The organism is Nitrospirota bacterium (assembly GCA_016212215.1).
In the GTDB taxonomy this organism is placed as follows: Bacteria; Nitrospirota; 9FT-COMBO-42-15; order HDB-SIOI813; family HDB-SIOI813; genus JACRGV01.
On record JACRGV010000089.1, the window covers coordinates 1 to 14,294 of the forward strand.

Here is a 14,294-nt window from a genome sequence, read left to right on the forward strand (position 1 = left end):
ACGTACTTCGGCTATTTCCTCATGGGCGAATTCTCTGCCACGATATCTGACCGCCATCTCCATTCATCATGTTGTACCATAGATGGCAACCAGAACGCAAGTAGTTTTTTCGTGTCACCACGCCTCACTGAAGGGTTACAAATTAACCCATTAAAGTATTACAGTCAATTGACAACCCAATCTTTGCTTTGTTATATTGCACATAGTAATCACACAGAATTCAGACACCTCACCATTTATCATCAGAATTAAGGACTCAGGATTTCATATCAATGAAAAAAGCAATCAGCTCCATAATAGGATTGTTAATATTTATTTTTCCACTCTCCTTTTATAGTTATGCCCTCGATATCGCTGTGATTGTTAATGCCTCCGGGCCTTTAATAAATGCCTCTAAATCAGATGTCAAGGACATCTATCTCGGAGACAAGAGGTATGAAGGCGGCATACAGATAGTCCCATTTCTATTTCCTGAGGGCGGCATAAAAGAGATATTTCTTAAAGACATGTTAATAATGACTCCCAAACAATTTAAGGTTTACTGGACCAGAAAGATGTTTCAGGATGGGGTACCTGTTCCAAAAACTTATGTCCACCCTAGTGATATTCTAAACTTGGTTAGAAATAACAAGGGCGGGATAGGATTCCTTCCTAAGGAGGCAATAGATGATCTAAATGCTTTAAAGGTCATTATGATAATAAAATGAAAAAAGGCATAGTAAAAAAGATAATGGGGTCATTCCTTTTAATAACATGTCTCTATCTTCTTACAACAGGCATAGCCTATTTTTTAATACGGGATGTATTTACCACATTAAATGAAATCAAGGCAGTGTCAAAAAGGCTTGAGCTTACAGGCGACCTCCAGCTTTATATTAATAAACTTGTTATGCCGGCAAATGATTACCTTATAACCGGAGATATAGTTGAGAGGGACAACTTTGATAAACTGATAACTCAGGTATCTGCGGTACTTGAAGAATTAAAGAGGCATAAAGGGGGAAAAGATTGGGAGGCAGTTTCTGATAAGGTGAGCAAAGATGCTGTAAGGTTAGGGGAAATGTCTATTGAACTTTTGTATATTGATAAGCCGGTTGGAAATAAGATCGCCGGGGATTTGATGGAAAAGATGGATGCCTTCTCTGAACAGGTCATTGAAGAGGCAGGGAGGTTCCATCATATTGCTGAAGAAGACCAGAAAAAGATTGAACAAAAGGCCAGGGCAATGGAAAAGACTGCCTACATTACCTTTGGTGTAATATTGTTTATGTTCATAGCGTCAGTGCCGTTTCTTTCCTTTTACCTTTCAAAACATGTAACCGGACCTATCATTACACTACACGAAGGGGCAGGTGTCATCGGCACTGGAAAACTAAGCCACAGGATTTCCATAAACACAGGTGATGAATTAGAGACACTGGCGGATGGATTTAACAAAATGGCCGCCTCTCTGGAAGATGCCAAAAAGGAGCTGGACAGAAAGATATTTGAGCTTTATACACTTTACAATGTAAGTAAGGTGATGAACACTACATTTGAAACAGAACAGCTTCTTGTAAGGCTTGTTGGAGACATCAGTAACAATATGAATGTTCACAGGGTTGTTATTATGCTTTTTGATTATAAGACACAGGAGCTTTCTGCGGCGTCATTTACAGACTTCAAAAAAGAAGGCCTGCCGGACTTCCGTAGAAGGGTCGGCGAAGGCCTTTATGGTCTGGTTGCACAGACAGGAATGGCAAGGCTGATAAGGGATGTTGATAATGAGCCTGGCCTGGATAAAAAGGATATATTAAGCCCTGATATTCAGTCAATTATTGCAGTGCCGTTCGGCAGGAGGGAAAAAGTCCTTGGCCTCCTGTGCGCATTCAAAGACAGGCCGCAGTCGTTCGAGTGGTACGACCTTGAACTATTCAGGACAGTAGCAGAGCACGTTGCAGTTGCCCTTGAGAATGCAAAACTTTTCGAGGAAACTAAACTTCTTGCAATTACTGATGGACTCACCGGCCTTTACAACCACAGGTTTTTTATTGATGGAGTGAAAATCGAAATAGAGAGGGCGGAAAGATACAACCGTAATCTTTCACTCTTAATATTTGATGTAGACCAATTTAAACATTATAACGATACACACGGCCACCCTATGGGAGATGAGATTCTCAGCGGGATTGCAAATCTGATACGGAAAACCGTCAGAAGTACGGATTTGGCCTGCAGGTATGGCGGAGAGGAATTCTCAGTTATTCTACCGGAAACCGGAAAAGAGGCTGCTACAGCACTTGCCGAAAGGATTAGAAAAGTCATATCTGAGTATCCATTCCCATTCAGGGAAACCCAGCCGATGGGCGCCATAACAGTCAGCGTGGGAGTTTCAACTTACCCTTCAGATGAGACGAATATTGAAAAACTTATCAGCAAGGCTGATGATGCACTTTACAGGGCAAAGGAAGGGGGGAGGAACATGGTGGTCGGAGCATAAAAATTTTTTCCAGGTTAAGAGGTGACAGCTTCAGCAGATAGACAGGACACTGTTCAGTCTGCTGATATTTGCTGACAAAGTGAGCATAGGATTAAATGACAAAAATAATTTTTCTCTTGACAATAATCTCTCAGTCTGATAATTGTAGTGCTGACAATGCGACGGTATTATAATAAGGCCACGAAGGCCTCCAGCCCGCATGAAGCGGGGGGATTACTTCGTGGCTTTTTTGTTTGTTGTGCAGTTATAATATGAAAAAAAGCGTAACCATAAAAATATCAAATACAAACTCCTGTCAACAGTGTATGCAGGCTGTAAGTAATTCCATAAAAGGTCTTCAGGGGATTATTTTAGTTACCCTGAAACCGGAGACAGACAGGTTTGAGGTTGTGGTCTCGTATGAATCCGGAAAGGTGAGTTTTGAAAAAATCAGGAACACAATAGTTGAGTTAGGTTATAACATTGACGGATATATTATACATGAACACTTGCATGCCCATGGGGATATTTTTCATGACCATCCCCATACACATGGAGATATGGACAAGGAACACTATCATATTCACTCAGAAGATAAGGAGGTAACATAATGGCTATTGACCCTGTCTGCAAGATGAAAGTAATTGAGGAAAAGGCTGCGGCTAAAACAGAGTACAAAGGTAATACCTACTTTTTCTGTGCAAAGGTTTGTAAAGAAAAGTTTGAGAGAGAACCGGAAAGGTATTTACAGAATAAATAAAAGGAGATTAATAATGTATAGAATAATTTTTAAAAGATTCTTCTTAATTACTGTGCTTTTATTTGGTTGCTATCTCTTAAACACAACAAATGCCTTTGCACATAAAGGCCATGCCGGTCCGACAAAGGTCTTTATGGAAGAAAAAGAGGCATTAAAGACCATGCTGCCCAAAGATGATAAGATTGTCAAAAGAAAAGAGCTATTGAAAAAAGAGCAGGTTAAGGATGCCGTAAAACGCTGGGGTTATTCCCCTGATGAAGGGGTCTATACCTATTTTATTTCAAAGGATAAAGAAGGAAATTTTTCAGGGGCATTATTCATCCGGGAGTTTGAATATAAACATGGCAACATAAATATCGCAATAGGTTACAATAAGATTGGCGAGGTTACTGTTATTAAGGTAATCTCATGTTCTGAAAAGCATCTGAAAGAACTTACAGAAAATATAGAGTCAAATGGCTTCCTTTATAATTTTTCACATCTTAAAATAGATGAGGTTATCTCAAAGGGAAAAAGCTATGAAAATGAGTCAAAGGAAACCCTGAAATACATCATAGCAAAAGAGATTGAGGGGACTGCTATCTTATTTAAACTGTTTCAGGGAAAATAAGGCCGCCATGACCATCTACCAGCTCTTTTAATTCCTTGCCTGCCTTGAAAAACGGGACCTTTTTCTGGGGCACCACGACAGACTGACCTGTCTTTGGATTCCTCCCCTCGCGGTTCTGTCTTGCTCTAATCCTAAAGCTTCCAAACCCGCGTATCTCTATCTTATCACCTGCTGCAAGCGCCTCTTTAATGCTATCGAATAGCATGTTAACCACAATCTCTGTCTGTTTTTTCGTAAGGATTGTGGTCTTCATTGAAACCCTTTCAATAAGGTCCGTCTTTGTCATTAAATCCCTCCTAATTTAATATGCCAGAAGATATTTTATGCTGAATGAGCCGTCACGTCCTGAAAGTCCGTGAAGTGTTTTCCCATTTGCTATCCAGCCGATTACTGACTGGTTTCTTATCATATCAATTATTGAGAACCGTTTCTTTTTCTCAAGTAAGATAGGTTTTCCCTTGATACCGGCCATCTTTGCAGTAATCTTTATTGCCTCCTGCATATTACCTATCTCATCCACAAGCCCTAACTTTTGTGCCTGTCTGCCGGTAAAGACCCTGCCGTCTGCAATGGGAATAACCTTATCCTTTTCCATACCGCGCCCCTCAGCAACAGCCTCAATAAACTGGTCGTGCGTATCATCAATAACACCCTGAATCAATTCCCGCTCTTCTTTAGTCATTTCACGGAACATTGAACCAATATCCTTAAACTTTCCGCTCTTTACAACTACACTTTCCACACCGACCTTTTTCATAAGCCCGCTGACATTTGCAAGCTCAAGGATAACCCCTATACTCCCTGTAACTGAACCTGGATTTGCAACGATCTTATTGGACGCACTTGCTATGTAATAGCCGCCTGATGCAGTTACAGCACCCATAGAGGTTACTACCTTCTTTTTGCCTTCATCCCTGATCTTTTTTACTTCCTGATAAATCTCCTGGGAGGGGGCAACCGCTCCTCCGGGACTGTCAATCCGGAGGAGAATCGCCTTTACGGAATCATTGGAACTGTACTCTTTTAATTCTTCTATAATCTCATTGGAATCAAGGATAACACCTTCAATCCTTACAACAGCAATCTTTTCACCCGGTATCCATGAACGACTGCCGAAACCTACAGTAGCAATATACGCTACAATAAAAATAAATATGGCCACGCCAAACAGAGAAAGAAACATGAATAGTATTGGATGTCTTTTCCTCATCAGGTTAATGTCAGCCCTGCGTTATCTTCCTTGCGGCCTCTCCTAATGTAATATTTCCGCCTCCCTGATTTCCCATGTACTTTTCAACCTCTTTCCTTTCGAGGTCTTTATTGTATTCCTTAATGGATAAGGCAATCTTTTTATCGGCAGTGTCAATCTTTACTACCTTGGCTGTTACCTCCTCACCCATATTCATAACATCTTCAGCCCTGACAGGCGGTTCAACGCCTGACTCACTCACATGAATCAGTCCTTCTACCCCCTCTTCAAGCTCTACAAATATACCGAAGTCTGTAATCCGTACAATCTTACCTTTAGCAGAACTGCCTACAGGATATTTCTCAGGGATCTCCTTTGACCACGGATCAGAGGCCACCTGTTTCATCCCGAGAGAGATACGCTGTTTTTCCTTATCAACCTTAAGGACTATTGCCTGAACCTTCTGCCCTTTTTTCAAAATCTCAGAGGGGTGCTTTACATGCTTCAGCCATGACATATCAGAAACATGTATAAGGCCGTCAATCCCGTCTTCCAGTCCGACAAAGGCACCGAATTCTGTCAGGTTCCTTACCTTACCTTCTATAATCGTGCCGGGCTGATACCTGGTTTCAATAACTTCCCATGGATTCGGCTCTATCTGCTTCAGTCCGAGTGATATTTTCCTGTTCTGTTTATCTATATTTAATACCGCCGCTGTTACTGTCTCCCCTACGGACACTACCCTTGAAGGATGCTTTACCTCACCGCTCCATGACATGTCAGATATATGAATAAGCCCCTCTACCCCTTCTTCAATCAGGACAAATGCACCATAATCCGTTATGCTGACAATCTTTCCATGAAGCCTTGAATTGATAGGGTATTTATTTTCAACCGTTAGCCATGGGTCAGGGGTCTTCTGCTTATATCCAAGGGATACACGGCCTGTATCCTGGTCATACTTCAGGACTTTAACAGAAACCTTTTCTCCAACCTTAAACACCTCTGAAGGATGCCCTATCCGGCCCCATGAAATATCTGTAATGTGCAGAAGTCCATCTATCCCGCCAAGGTCTACGAATACCCCGTAATCAGTAATATTTTTAACATACCCTTCCAGCAATTGTCCTTCTTCGAGTGCATCAAGGGTCTGCTCGCGCATCTTCTTTATCTGCTCTTCAATTGTGGCACGCCTTGATACAACCACATTGCCGCGTTTCTGATCCATCTTGATAATCTTGACATTGCATGTCTGCCCAACCATCCTGTCAAGGTCTTTAATAGGCCTGACATCTATCTGTGACCCGGGTAAAAATGCCTTGATACCTATGTCTACATTTAAACCGCCCTTTACCTTACCGACAATCTTTCCGGTAACAGGCTTCCCGAGTTTAAACAACTCATCCATCTTCTCCCAGATCTTTCGCCTGTCAGCCTTTTCCTTGGATAAGAGTATATTCCCTTCTGCATCCTCTCTCTCTTCTATAAATACCTCTATGTTGTCTCCAGGCTTTACTGCCTTTAGCTCTTCAGAAGAGAACTCTGCAATGGGTATAGTGCCTTCTGATTTGTACCCTACATCTACTACGACACCGTTAGGGAAGACGCCTATTATCTGTCCCCTGACGATACCCCCTTCCTCAATTCTTTTAAATGATTCCTCGTAAAGTTGCGCCAACTCCTCGGAAGAAACCTTATTGTTTTGCACCGGTTTACCCGTCATAAATTAACCACCTCCAAATTTTTTTTGTTAATCTAACATATTTAGAGAAAAATTCATAGTAGTATTTTTGGATCCAGCAAGGTTCTTATATTTTCCATGATAACATTTGTTATCTTCTCTATATCTCTTTTATCTTCTATCATACTGCTGAAATCAATGGGCATGCCGAATTTAATCGTTACCACGGCCGGTCTTATCATCCATCTTCCAGGAGGCAATGCCTTATCCGTTCCTATGATGGCCGTTGGAATTACTTTATAACCACTCATCCTGACTATCAACCCGACTCCTGATTTACCAGGCTGAAGCATTCCATCAATACTCCTTGTACCTTCCGGGTATATCACCAACACCTTTCCCATTTTAAGCCTCTTAATCGCCTCCCTCAATGCTGTCCTGTCTAACTTTTCCCTGTCAACAGGAAATCCTCCAAGCATACGGAACAATGTACCTATCAAAGGGATGCTGAAAAGCTCCTTTTTCCCCATAAAATCAGCGTCCCGCCCTATACTGTATCCAAGCAGTGGAATATCTAAATAGCTCAGGTGGTTGGCTGCTATAATTACTCCGCCTGTCCTGGGAATATTCTCCCATCCTATGATACGTATCCTGAATATAGTGCGTGCAAATAAACCGATGAGAAAGCAGACAAATGAATAGAACATTATGTTATTAAGGATTGGATTTTTGATTTATAATACTCAGGATTTTTTCTACAACTTCTTCAATTGAAAGTCCAGTGGTATCTATAACTATTGCGTCTTTCGCTCTTCTTAAAGGGTCAATCTCCCTGTTCTTATCATTTTCATCCCTGCTGATTACCTCTTTGACAGTTTCCTCCAGCGTAACATTGGCTCCCTTATCCTGCAATTCCTTCCATCTTCTCTTTCCACGCTCATTAATATCCGCATCAAGATAGAATTTAAAGGGGGTATCAGGAAAAACTACAGTCCCGATGTCTCTTCCTTCTACAACAACGCCGCCATATTTTTTAGCCCAGCTAAGCCCGATCTCCCTCTGCATTCTTACAAGATATTTTCTTACAGAGGCAAAAACAGACACAGCAGACGCCATCCTGCTGATCTCCGGTGTCCTTATTTCTTCTGAGATATCCTTACCGTCAACTATTACCCTAAGATGACCATCTACCAGTTCCATATCAAGTTGGATGGTAGCACATATTTTGTCAAATGATTCATCCGAAAATGCCCATGGCTTCCCCTCCCCTCGCGGGAGGGGATTAAGGGGAGGGGGATTCCGTGAATATACCTTCCACCCTATGGCCCTGTACATTGCGCCTGTATCAAGATATGCAAATCCAGCCGTCTTGGCAACTAGTCTCGCAATAGTACTCTTGCCGCTCCCGACAGGGCCGTCTATGGCAATGATATGCATGTACTATAACCTTCCTTCATTCGAAAATAAACCCCATCCCCACCCTAACCCTCCCCTTGAAGGGGAGGGAATAAACTAAGCACCCTCCCCCTCAGGGAGAGGATCCGGGTGAGGGAATTAGGAGAATTCGCCTACCCCAAAAGCCGCGAAATCAATCTTAATCTCAATCTCAACCTTTATCTTCCTTCTTACTTCTTGCTTCTTCCTTCTTGCTTCTGCTCACTGCCTCCTATTTTCATCCCCACCCTCTTTTCCAGCACATTTATCCATACCGCTACATCCTCTCTCTTACCGCCTGATTTTACATATTCTTTGTAGTTTTTTAAAGCCTCTGCCGGTTTTCCGAGATATAACTCGGTTAGTATACCGAGGTTTAAGAGTGCATCGCTGAAATCGTGTTTTATTGACAGGCTCTTAAGGAAATCCGTTTCTGCCTTTTTAAACTCCCCGTTGTCCAAGTAAGTTAGTCCCCTGCTGTTGTATACAACAGGGTCTTCAGCAACAGGAGAATTTATATCACCTGTGAACCTTTCTCCGGCCTCAACCCTTTTGTACCTTGCCGGTAATAACTTTGAAAGCCTTTCATAACTCTTTTTGCTCCACTCATTGTATATGCCCTCTTCTGTGGTCTTGCGGACATTTCCCTCGTAAGTGCTTATGGCCTTTTCTTCAAACGGTGACGCCTGCTCCTCAAGCATAATATCATACTCTTCAAGTTGTTCAGTCGTCAGTTCTGCCGGTTTTTCAGAATTCAGGATTGCCTCTTTGATATGTTCAAGCATCTCACCCATCTTATAGACTGCCTCTGTTGTAACATCACCTATCCTGTATTTTGCAGCAGCAGTGTAACCGGCAAGGGCCTCTTTCAGGAGAACCTGCTTCTTTTTCAGATTTTCTTCCAATGGGCTTATGAGTTTCAGATCTTCAAAAGATGCCTTTTTAGAATCAGTAAGAACAACCTGTGCCTTTGCCGCAAATTCAGTGGCCTCTATTGTAGCAGATGCCCCAAGTTTTTTGTGTAAGGCGATTACCTTATCATATAGTTCCTTCTCAGAGATTAAATCCTTTGCCGCACCCTTTGCAGACGCCATCTTAAAGGTAAGTTCAATCGTCTTTGTACTTTTCGGGAATGTCTCTTCAAATTTTTTATATTGTTTATTATAACCTTCCTGGTTGCCTGTTTTTTCATACATCTGAACAGACCTGAAAAGCATCTCTTCTTTTTTGGCCTCATCAGGCGTTATAGCGGAAGCCTTTTCATAAATCTTCGCCGCTTCAGTATAGTCTTTATAACCTTCCATCAACTCCCCCCACCGGTTTGCTGCATCAAAGGAGTAACGCGACTCAGGGTATTTATTGACAAGTACCTGATAACTGTTTACGGCCCTTCCGATTTGAGATGCATCTTCGAATAAAACACCTGCATCTAAGAGTGCAACAGGCGCAATATCTGAATTAGGCACTGTCTTATATACCCTCTCATAAGCCTCTGCTGCCTCAAACTTCTTATCTTTTGCTTTAATATCCTCTGCCTGCTTATACAATGACCCTGCGAGCGCCCTTTCAAGAAGCGGTAGGTCCTGTTTATCACTTTCAGGGATTAAGGCGATGGCCTTCTTAATCTCATCCTCACTCTTGTTGTAGACCTGTTCTTTAAGGAAACTTTCAGCAATATACCGCTGTGCCATATATCTTTCCTTTTGCGAAGAAAGGGGATGCTCTGTCACAGGTTTTGCCATGGCCCGTGCCTCTTCAAATTTTCCGACCATAAAGTATGTCTCTGCACTATTCAGCAAGACCTCCGGAACCCTCTTGTCCTTTGGAAATCTGTCCACAAACTTTTTACATGACTCTGCAAATCTGAGTGCAAAGGTATTATCACTCCTGACCTTACCGCCCGGCCTTGCGATTTTTTCCAAAGCGAGGAGAACCCTGTAGCTCGCCTCTCCGGTGTAGTCTGACTGCTGATATTTGTACGCAACCTTCTCATACTCTTCTGCGGCCTTGTCATAGTCTTTCAGTTCAAAATAGATCTCAGCAAGGAGGAAGTTTGTCTCTATCAGCATGTTCCTGAGTGTTGCAGACTCAGGCTCCTGAGGGAATATGTCAATAAACCTGCGTATCCACAGGATGGCCTCCTTATAATCCTTTTCCTTTTTTGTTGAGTGTGCATTGGAGTAGTGGTATTTTGCGAGCTGGTACATATCACTCTTTACAAGGGTCTTGTTCAGGTCAACGAGTTCTTTTACCCGTTTCTGTGCACCCCTTTTATTTGACTTAAACCAGAGGCTGTCCTCCATGTAAGATTCTACAAACTTTACCCTCGCATTATATGCAAGGTCTATCATGTTCCCCTTTGTGTATGCCTCAATAATCTTATACTGAAATACCGGCGCATCTTCATGCAATGGATTTGTATTTACAAACGCATCATAAATATCCGCTGCCTCCCTGAATCTGCCGCTTTCGATATATATATCCCCAAGCTTACGATAGACATAAGGCTCAAAGGTCTGTATACCCCTTACCTTAAAGTAATTGGCTAATCTGGCAGGTTCACCTATATATTCAAATACAAGAACAAGTGTCTTTATGGCATCATTTATCAGGTCCCGTTCCACAATAGATATGTTATGTATCTCTTCCTTTCCTTCAGGTGTAAGCCTGACGCCTTTTCTGTCCAGCAGCAGCATGAACCTGTCGGCGGCCTCTTCATAGTCTTTGGTAATGAAGTGTGCCCACCCGAGTTTATAGAGTGACTTGTCATAGAGATTAAAGTCATCAATCTTCATGACCTGTTTATAGTAGTGTATTGCCTTAGGCATCTGATTATTCTCAAAGTAGTATTCTCCGAGCCTGAAGTTTGCCTCATGGCTATACATGCCGTTTGGAAATTCTTTTGTGATCCTTTCGAGGAATATAATAGAGCGTTCCCGGTTGCCTTCTTCCATATAACCCCGTGCAAGATGGTATAGTATATTTTCGTTTTCAGGCCGGTCCGGATATGCATTCAAAATAGCTTCATATATCTGCCGTGATTTGGAATGATCGAATCTCTTCTTATACCTGAGATATGTGTTTTCCTCAATCTCCATATAGATATCTGCAAGTTGTTCCATGCTGTCTGCCATTAGTTTACTTCTGAAGTCTTTGTGAACTCTTATAAAGTCCTCATAAACCCTTAATGACCTCCAGCGATACTCCAGTGCCTTTTCCTGAGGCATGTCCTGAAATGTCAGTATAGCCTCAGTAGCAGACCTGACCTCATCATCTCTCTTTATTTCTGAGTTGTTACCGGCACAGGAAACAAGCATGAGGATTGAGAGTAATAGTAAAAACTTTTTCATGGGAGATTAAAGTTCATTTCGTTATTTATGCGGCCGCCGCCCTCCAGATGGAGATTGCGGGCCATTTCCAACGAGGTCTTTGCCGACTCCTCCAATAATTTTAATTTTAATGCCTTAATATCCTTACCCGCGTCCTCTTTGATTGTATCAAGAATCTCTTTTCTCAAGGTTTGGGAATCGCTGATAAGCGGCCCTGTGTCGGAAGAAATAATGTTTTTAATATCAGTAATAGTTTCTTCCATAGATACAAGGCCATTATAAAGGTTGAGTTTCTCAATCAGGTCATCATTTCCGGTTATTTCCACAGTGTGTTTCAGCCTGCCGGTATCCTGATTCGGGATATCGTTTTCTATAACCTGAACCCTCTTCAATAAATCCTCATAAAATTTTATGGCATTGCCATTCTGTTCCAAAGCCTTGCCGTAGGCGCTTAAGGTAGTGTATGCATGACCGATGTACGGCATCACCTCCCGTGCATAAGGGCTGTCAGGAGAGGCAACGGCAAGCTCTTCCCAAAAGATTACAGTCCTTACCCATCTACCCATATTTGCATAAGCCCATCCCGAACCATACAGAGCCTGTGAATATAAAGGGCTGTCTTCAGGGATGAGGGCAAAGTGTCTTCCTGCCTCTGAATGATTAGCCTGATTCATGTAAATAAATCCCAGTAAAAGATGCGTCCTTTCTCCAAGGTCTTTTACCTCAGGGTTCTCTGTCAGCTTTGCGGTTTTACTGTCGGGGATATTTTTTATTATCTGTTCAAGAGATTCTGCGGCTTCGTTATATTTGTCTGTGTTAATGCTTATTAAAGCCTTAGTGTATAATGCCTTATAATAGAATTTACTCTTAGACTGGACCTTTTCTATTGAATTCTTTGCCTCTGGAAATTTCCCGGTCTTTAACAGGCTGTTTGCCATTAAATAATTTGATTCGTCAATAATCTCCTGAGGTATCTCCTGAATTGAACTGCCGTCCATACCTGAAAATGCCGTGACTGCATCAGCCCATGCCATTATATTATAAAGCATCTTACCCTTTTCAAAAGACACCATTGAAGGAGAGCCTTCAACAGGTAGGTTGAGTATCTGCGAAGGGATGTCAGAGGCTGAGGCATGATTTAAAATATGGGGGGTAATAACAGAGAGAAAAGAGAGTAGTATTATTAAACGAAATAAAAACCTTTTCATCCGAAAATAAACCCCATCCCCTCCCTAACCCTCCCCCATTCAGTGTCGGGGAGGGAATAAACTAAGCACCCTCTCCCTCAGGGAGAGTGTCCGGGTGAGGGTGGGGTTTTCATTGTCATTTGTGAATCCCCGGTTCATCTGGGTTCATCCGAAAATCCCTCCGGCGGGGTAAGAAAACCCCGCCTATCCATTTCTACGAGGATAGGCGGGACTTTCTTGTCCCGCTGATTTTCATGGCCCTTTGTGAGCGCCCCGCTCATGGTGGTTCACCCGAAAATCCTTTTCTGTCATTCCCGCATGTCTTAAGCGGGAATCTTTCTTTATTAACACTATATCCCCGATAGAAACATTCGGGGATGACAGTTATTAATTTGCGGGGCTATTTTTATCTGCCTGTGTGACATAGTGTCATGAAAGTTCCAGACTAAATCCCGTGGAGAGGAAATATCTTTTCGTGGATATGTTTTACCTTTTCCTCTGCCCACTTCCTTGTGGTTTCATCCCCGCGTTTTTGTATATCTTTATCCCGTAATGACGCACCCTCATATCCGAACATCTCGAATACCCGCATACTCCCCTTAGGGATAGCCTCCGGCAGTTCTACTCCGCACATTATCCCGAATGCAAGCGCCCACGACCTTGCCACATTTGTAATGTCGTAGCCCCCTCCGCCCAATGCTGCCCACGGCAGTCTGAATGATTTCATCCTTTCAATCATCCTGCAGAAGCCTTCTGTTGTAAGGCCGAGATGGGTGAGGGGGTCTGTCTCCATATTATCAACACCGAGCTGGGTCACAATAACATCAGGTTTATAAGCCTCAATCAGAGGGGGTACAATCTGTTCAAATCCCCATACAAACACATCATCACCTGTTCCGGGGTAGAGAGGTAAATTTACAGAATATCCGGTGCCTGCCCCTGTACCAATCTCTTCAACAAATCCGGTATTAGGAAAAAGGAATTCTCCGCTTTCATGCATGGAGATCGTCAGTACCTTGTCAGTATTATAGAATGCGTGCTGAACCCCGTCACCATGATGTGCATCAATATCAATGTAGGCAACCCTCTTTCCATTTTTTATCAGGTCATGGATTGCAACTGCAGCGTCATTTATGTAACAGAAACCGGATGCCTTTGACGGCATTGCATGGTGCAGTCCTCCGCCAATATTAAAGGCAATGTCCGCCTCTCCCTTACAAACCATCCTGACAGCCTGGATTGAGGCGCCGGTAACTAACGATGACCATTCATACACACCCCTGAACGCAGGGTTATCCGCTGTCCCTATGTTATATTCCAGATCAGGGTGGCCGTCCAACTGCTCCATATTCATAAGGGAGTTTATATACCCTTCATCATGAAACAAGAGTATCTCTTCCCTCGTTGCCGGCGAAGGTTCAATCAGACGCACATCAGGATTCTTAAAAACCCCATACTCCTCCAGCAGGTTATAACACAACTTCAACCTCATAGTCTTCATTGGGTGACTTGGCCCATAGTCGAATATACTGAACTTAGGCGAATATATAAAAGCAGTTTTCATAACAGGAAACTAAAATACTATAAAAGACTTGATAATGTCAAAGATTGGTTTTTAGAAATGACTAATTGAGTCTGGACAATTT

The 14,294-nt window shown here is 42.5% G+C and carries 13 protein-coding genes; 5 read left to right on the forward strand and 8 right to left on the reverse strand.

Annotation, left to right across the window (positions count from 1 at the left end; translation table 11 throughout):
• Positions 1–272: 272 nt before the first annotated feature.
• From HZA08_08040 to HZA08_08060, 5 genes are all read left to right on the forward strand, one after another.
• Positions 273–707 (forward strand): hypothetical protein, encoded by a 435-nt coding sequence (locus HZA08_08040; GenBank protein MBI5193372.1) that lies wholly within the window; start codon positions 273–275, stop codon positions 705–707.
• A complete protein-coding gene (locus HZA08_08045) occupies positions 704–2,479 on the forward strand; it encodes a diguanylate cyclase (protein ID MBI5193373.1) in 1,776 nt (591 codons plus the stop codon). Before HZA08_08040 ends, HZA08_08045 begins: the two co-directional genes overlap by 4 nt.
• Positions 2,480–2,730: 251 nt before the next feature.
• On the forward strand, positions 2,731–3,069 hold the full coding sequence (locus HZA08_08050; protein MBI5193374.1) for a cation transporter: 339 nt from the start codon (positions 2,731–2,733) through the stop codon (positions 3,067–3,069).
• Positions 3,069–3,218, forward strand: coding sequence for a YHS domain-containing protein (locus HZA08_08055; protein ID MBI5193375.1), 150 nt, complete (start codon positions 3,069–3,071; stop codon positions 3,216–3,218). Before HZA08_08050 ends, HZA08_08055 begins: the two co-directional genes overlap by 1 nt.
• A gap of 13 nt (positions 3,219–3,231) precedes the next feature.
• A complete protein-coding gene (locus HZA08_08060; protein MBI5193376.1) occupies positions 3,232–3,828 on the forward strand; it encodes a hypothetical protein in 597 nt (198 codons plus the stop codon).
• On the opposite strand, the gene HZA08_08065 is transcribed toward HZA08_08060, so the two are convergent.
• The 8 genes from HZA08_08065 to HZA08_08100 form a co-directional block, all read right to left on the reverse strand.
• Positions 3,806–4,114 carry an integration host factor subunit beta gene (locus HZA08_08065; protein ID MBI5193377.1) on the reverse strand — a complete coding sequence of 103 codons (309 nt, stop codon included), beginning with the start codon at positions 4,112–4,114 and terminating at the stop codon, positions 3,806–3,808. The genes HZA08_08060 and HZA08_08065 overlap by 23 nt on opposite strands.
• Positions 4,115–4,129: 15 nt before the next feature.
• On the reverse strand, positions 4,130–5,011 hold the full coding sequence (gene sppA / locus HZA08_08070) for a signal peptide peptidase SppA (protein ID MBI5193378.1): 882 nt from the start codon (positions 5,009–5,011) through the stop codon (positions 4,130–4,132).
• Positions 5,012–5,048: 37 nt separating this feature from the next.
• On the reverse strand, positions 5,049–6,740 hold the full coding sequence (locus HZA08_08075) for a 30S ribosomal protein S1 (protein ID MBI5193379.1): 1,692 nt from the start codon (positions 6,738–6,740) through the stop codon (positions 5,049–5,051).
• 53 nt (positions 6,741–6,793) lie between these two features.
• On the reverse strand, positions 6,794–7,405 hold the full coding sequence (locus HZA08_08080; GenBank protein MBI5193380.1) for a 1-acyl-sn-glycerol-3-phosphate acyltransferase: 612 nt from the start codon (positions 7,403–7,405) through the stop codon (positions 6,794–6,796).
• A 7-nt stretch (positions 7,406–7,412) separates the two neighbouring features.
• Positions 7,413–8,135: a (d)CMP kinase gene (locus HZA08_08085; GenBank protein MBI5193381.1), complete on the reverse strand. Its 723-nt coding sequence runs from the start codon at positions 8,133–8,135 to the stop codon at positions 7,413–7,415.
• A gap of 188 nt (positions 8,136–8,323) precedes the next feature.
• Entirely contained in the window at positions 8,324–11,482 is a 3,159-nt protein-coding gene (locus tag HZA08_08090) for a tetratricopeptide repeat protein (protein ID MBI5193382.1), read from the reverse strand.
• On the reverse strand, positions 11,479–12,669 hold the full coding sequence (locus HZA08_08095; protein ID MBI5193383.1) for a tetratricopeptide repeat protein: 1,191 nt from the start codon (positions 12,667–12,669) through the stop codon (positions 11,479–11,481). Before HZA08_08095 ends, HZA08_08090 begins: the two co-directional genes overlap by 4 nt.
• A gap of 424 nt (positions 12,670–13,093) precedes the next feature.
• Positions 13,094–14,140, reverse strand: a complete 1,047-nt coding sequence (locus tag HZA08_08100) for an acetoin utilization protein AcuC (protein MBI5193384.1) — start codon at positions 14,138–14,140, stop codon at positions 13,094–13,096.
• Positions 14,141–14,294 lie beyond the last annotated feature (154 nt).

Coding starts and splice junctions, on each gene's coding strand:
- HZA08_08040 (MBI5193372.1), top strand. CDS start 273: ATGAAAAAAGCAATCAGCTCCATAATAGGATTGTTAATATTTATTTTT.
- HZA08_08045 (MBI5193373.1), top strand. CDS start 704: ATGAAAAAAGGCATAGTAAAAAAGATAATGGGGTCATTCCTTTTAATA.
- HZA08_08050 (MBI5193374.1), top strand. CDS start 2,731: ATGAAAAAAAGCGTAACCATAAAAATATCAAATACAAACTCCTGTCAA.
- HZA08_08055 (MBI5193375.1), top strand. CDS start 3,069: ATGGCTATTGACCCTGTCTGCAAGATGAAAGTAATTGAGGAAAAGGCT.
- HZA08_08060 (MBI5193376.1), top strand. CDS start 3,232: ATGTATAGAATAATTTTTAAAAGATTCTTCTTAATTACTGTGCTTTTA.
- HZA08_08065 (MBI5193377.1), bottom strand. CDS start 4,114: ATGACAAAGACGGACCTTATTGAAAGGGTTTCAATGAAGACCACAATC.
- sppA (MBI5193378.1), bottom strand. CDS start 5,011: ATGTTTCTTTCTCTGTTTGGCGTGGCCATATTTATTTTTATTGTAGCG.
- HZA08_08075 (MBI5193379.1), bottom strand. CDS start 6,740: ATGACGGGTAAACCGGTGCAAAACAATAAGGTTTCTTCCGAGGAGTTG.
- HZA08_08080 (MBI5193380.1), bottom strand. CDS start 7,405: ATGTTCTATTCATTTGTCTGCTTTCTCATCGGTTTATTTGCACGCACT.
- HZA08_08085 (MBI5193381.1), bottom strand. CDS start 8,135: ATGCATATCATTGCCATAGACGGCCCTGTCGGGAGCGGCAAGAGTACT.
- HZA08_08090 (MBI5193382.1), bottom strand. CDS start 11,482: ATGAAAAAGTTTTTACTATTACTCTCAATCCTCATGCTTGTTTCCTGT.
- HZA08_08095 (MBI5193383.1), bottom strand. CDS start 12,669: ATGAAAAGGTTTTTATTTCGTTTAATAATACTACTCTCTTTTCTCTCT.
- HZA08_08100 (MBI5193384.1), bottom strand. CDS start 14,140: ATGAGGTTGAAGTTGTGTTATAACCTGCTGGAGGAGTATGGGGTTTTT.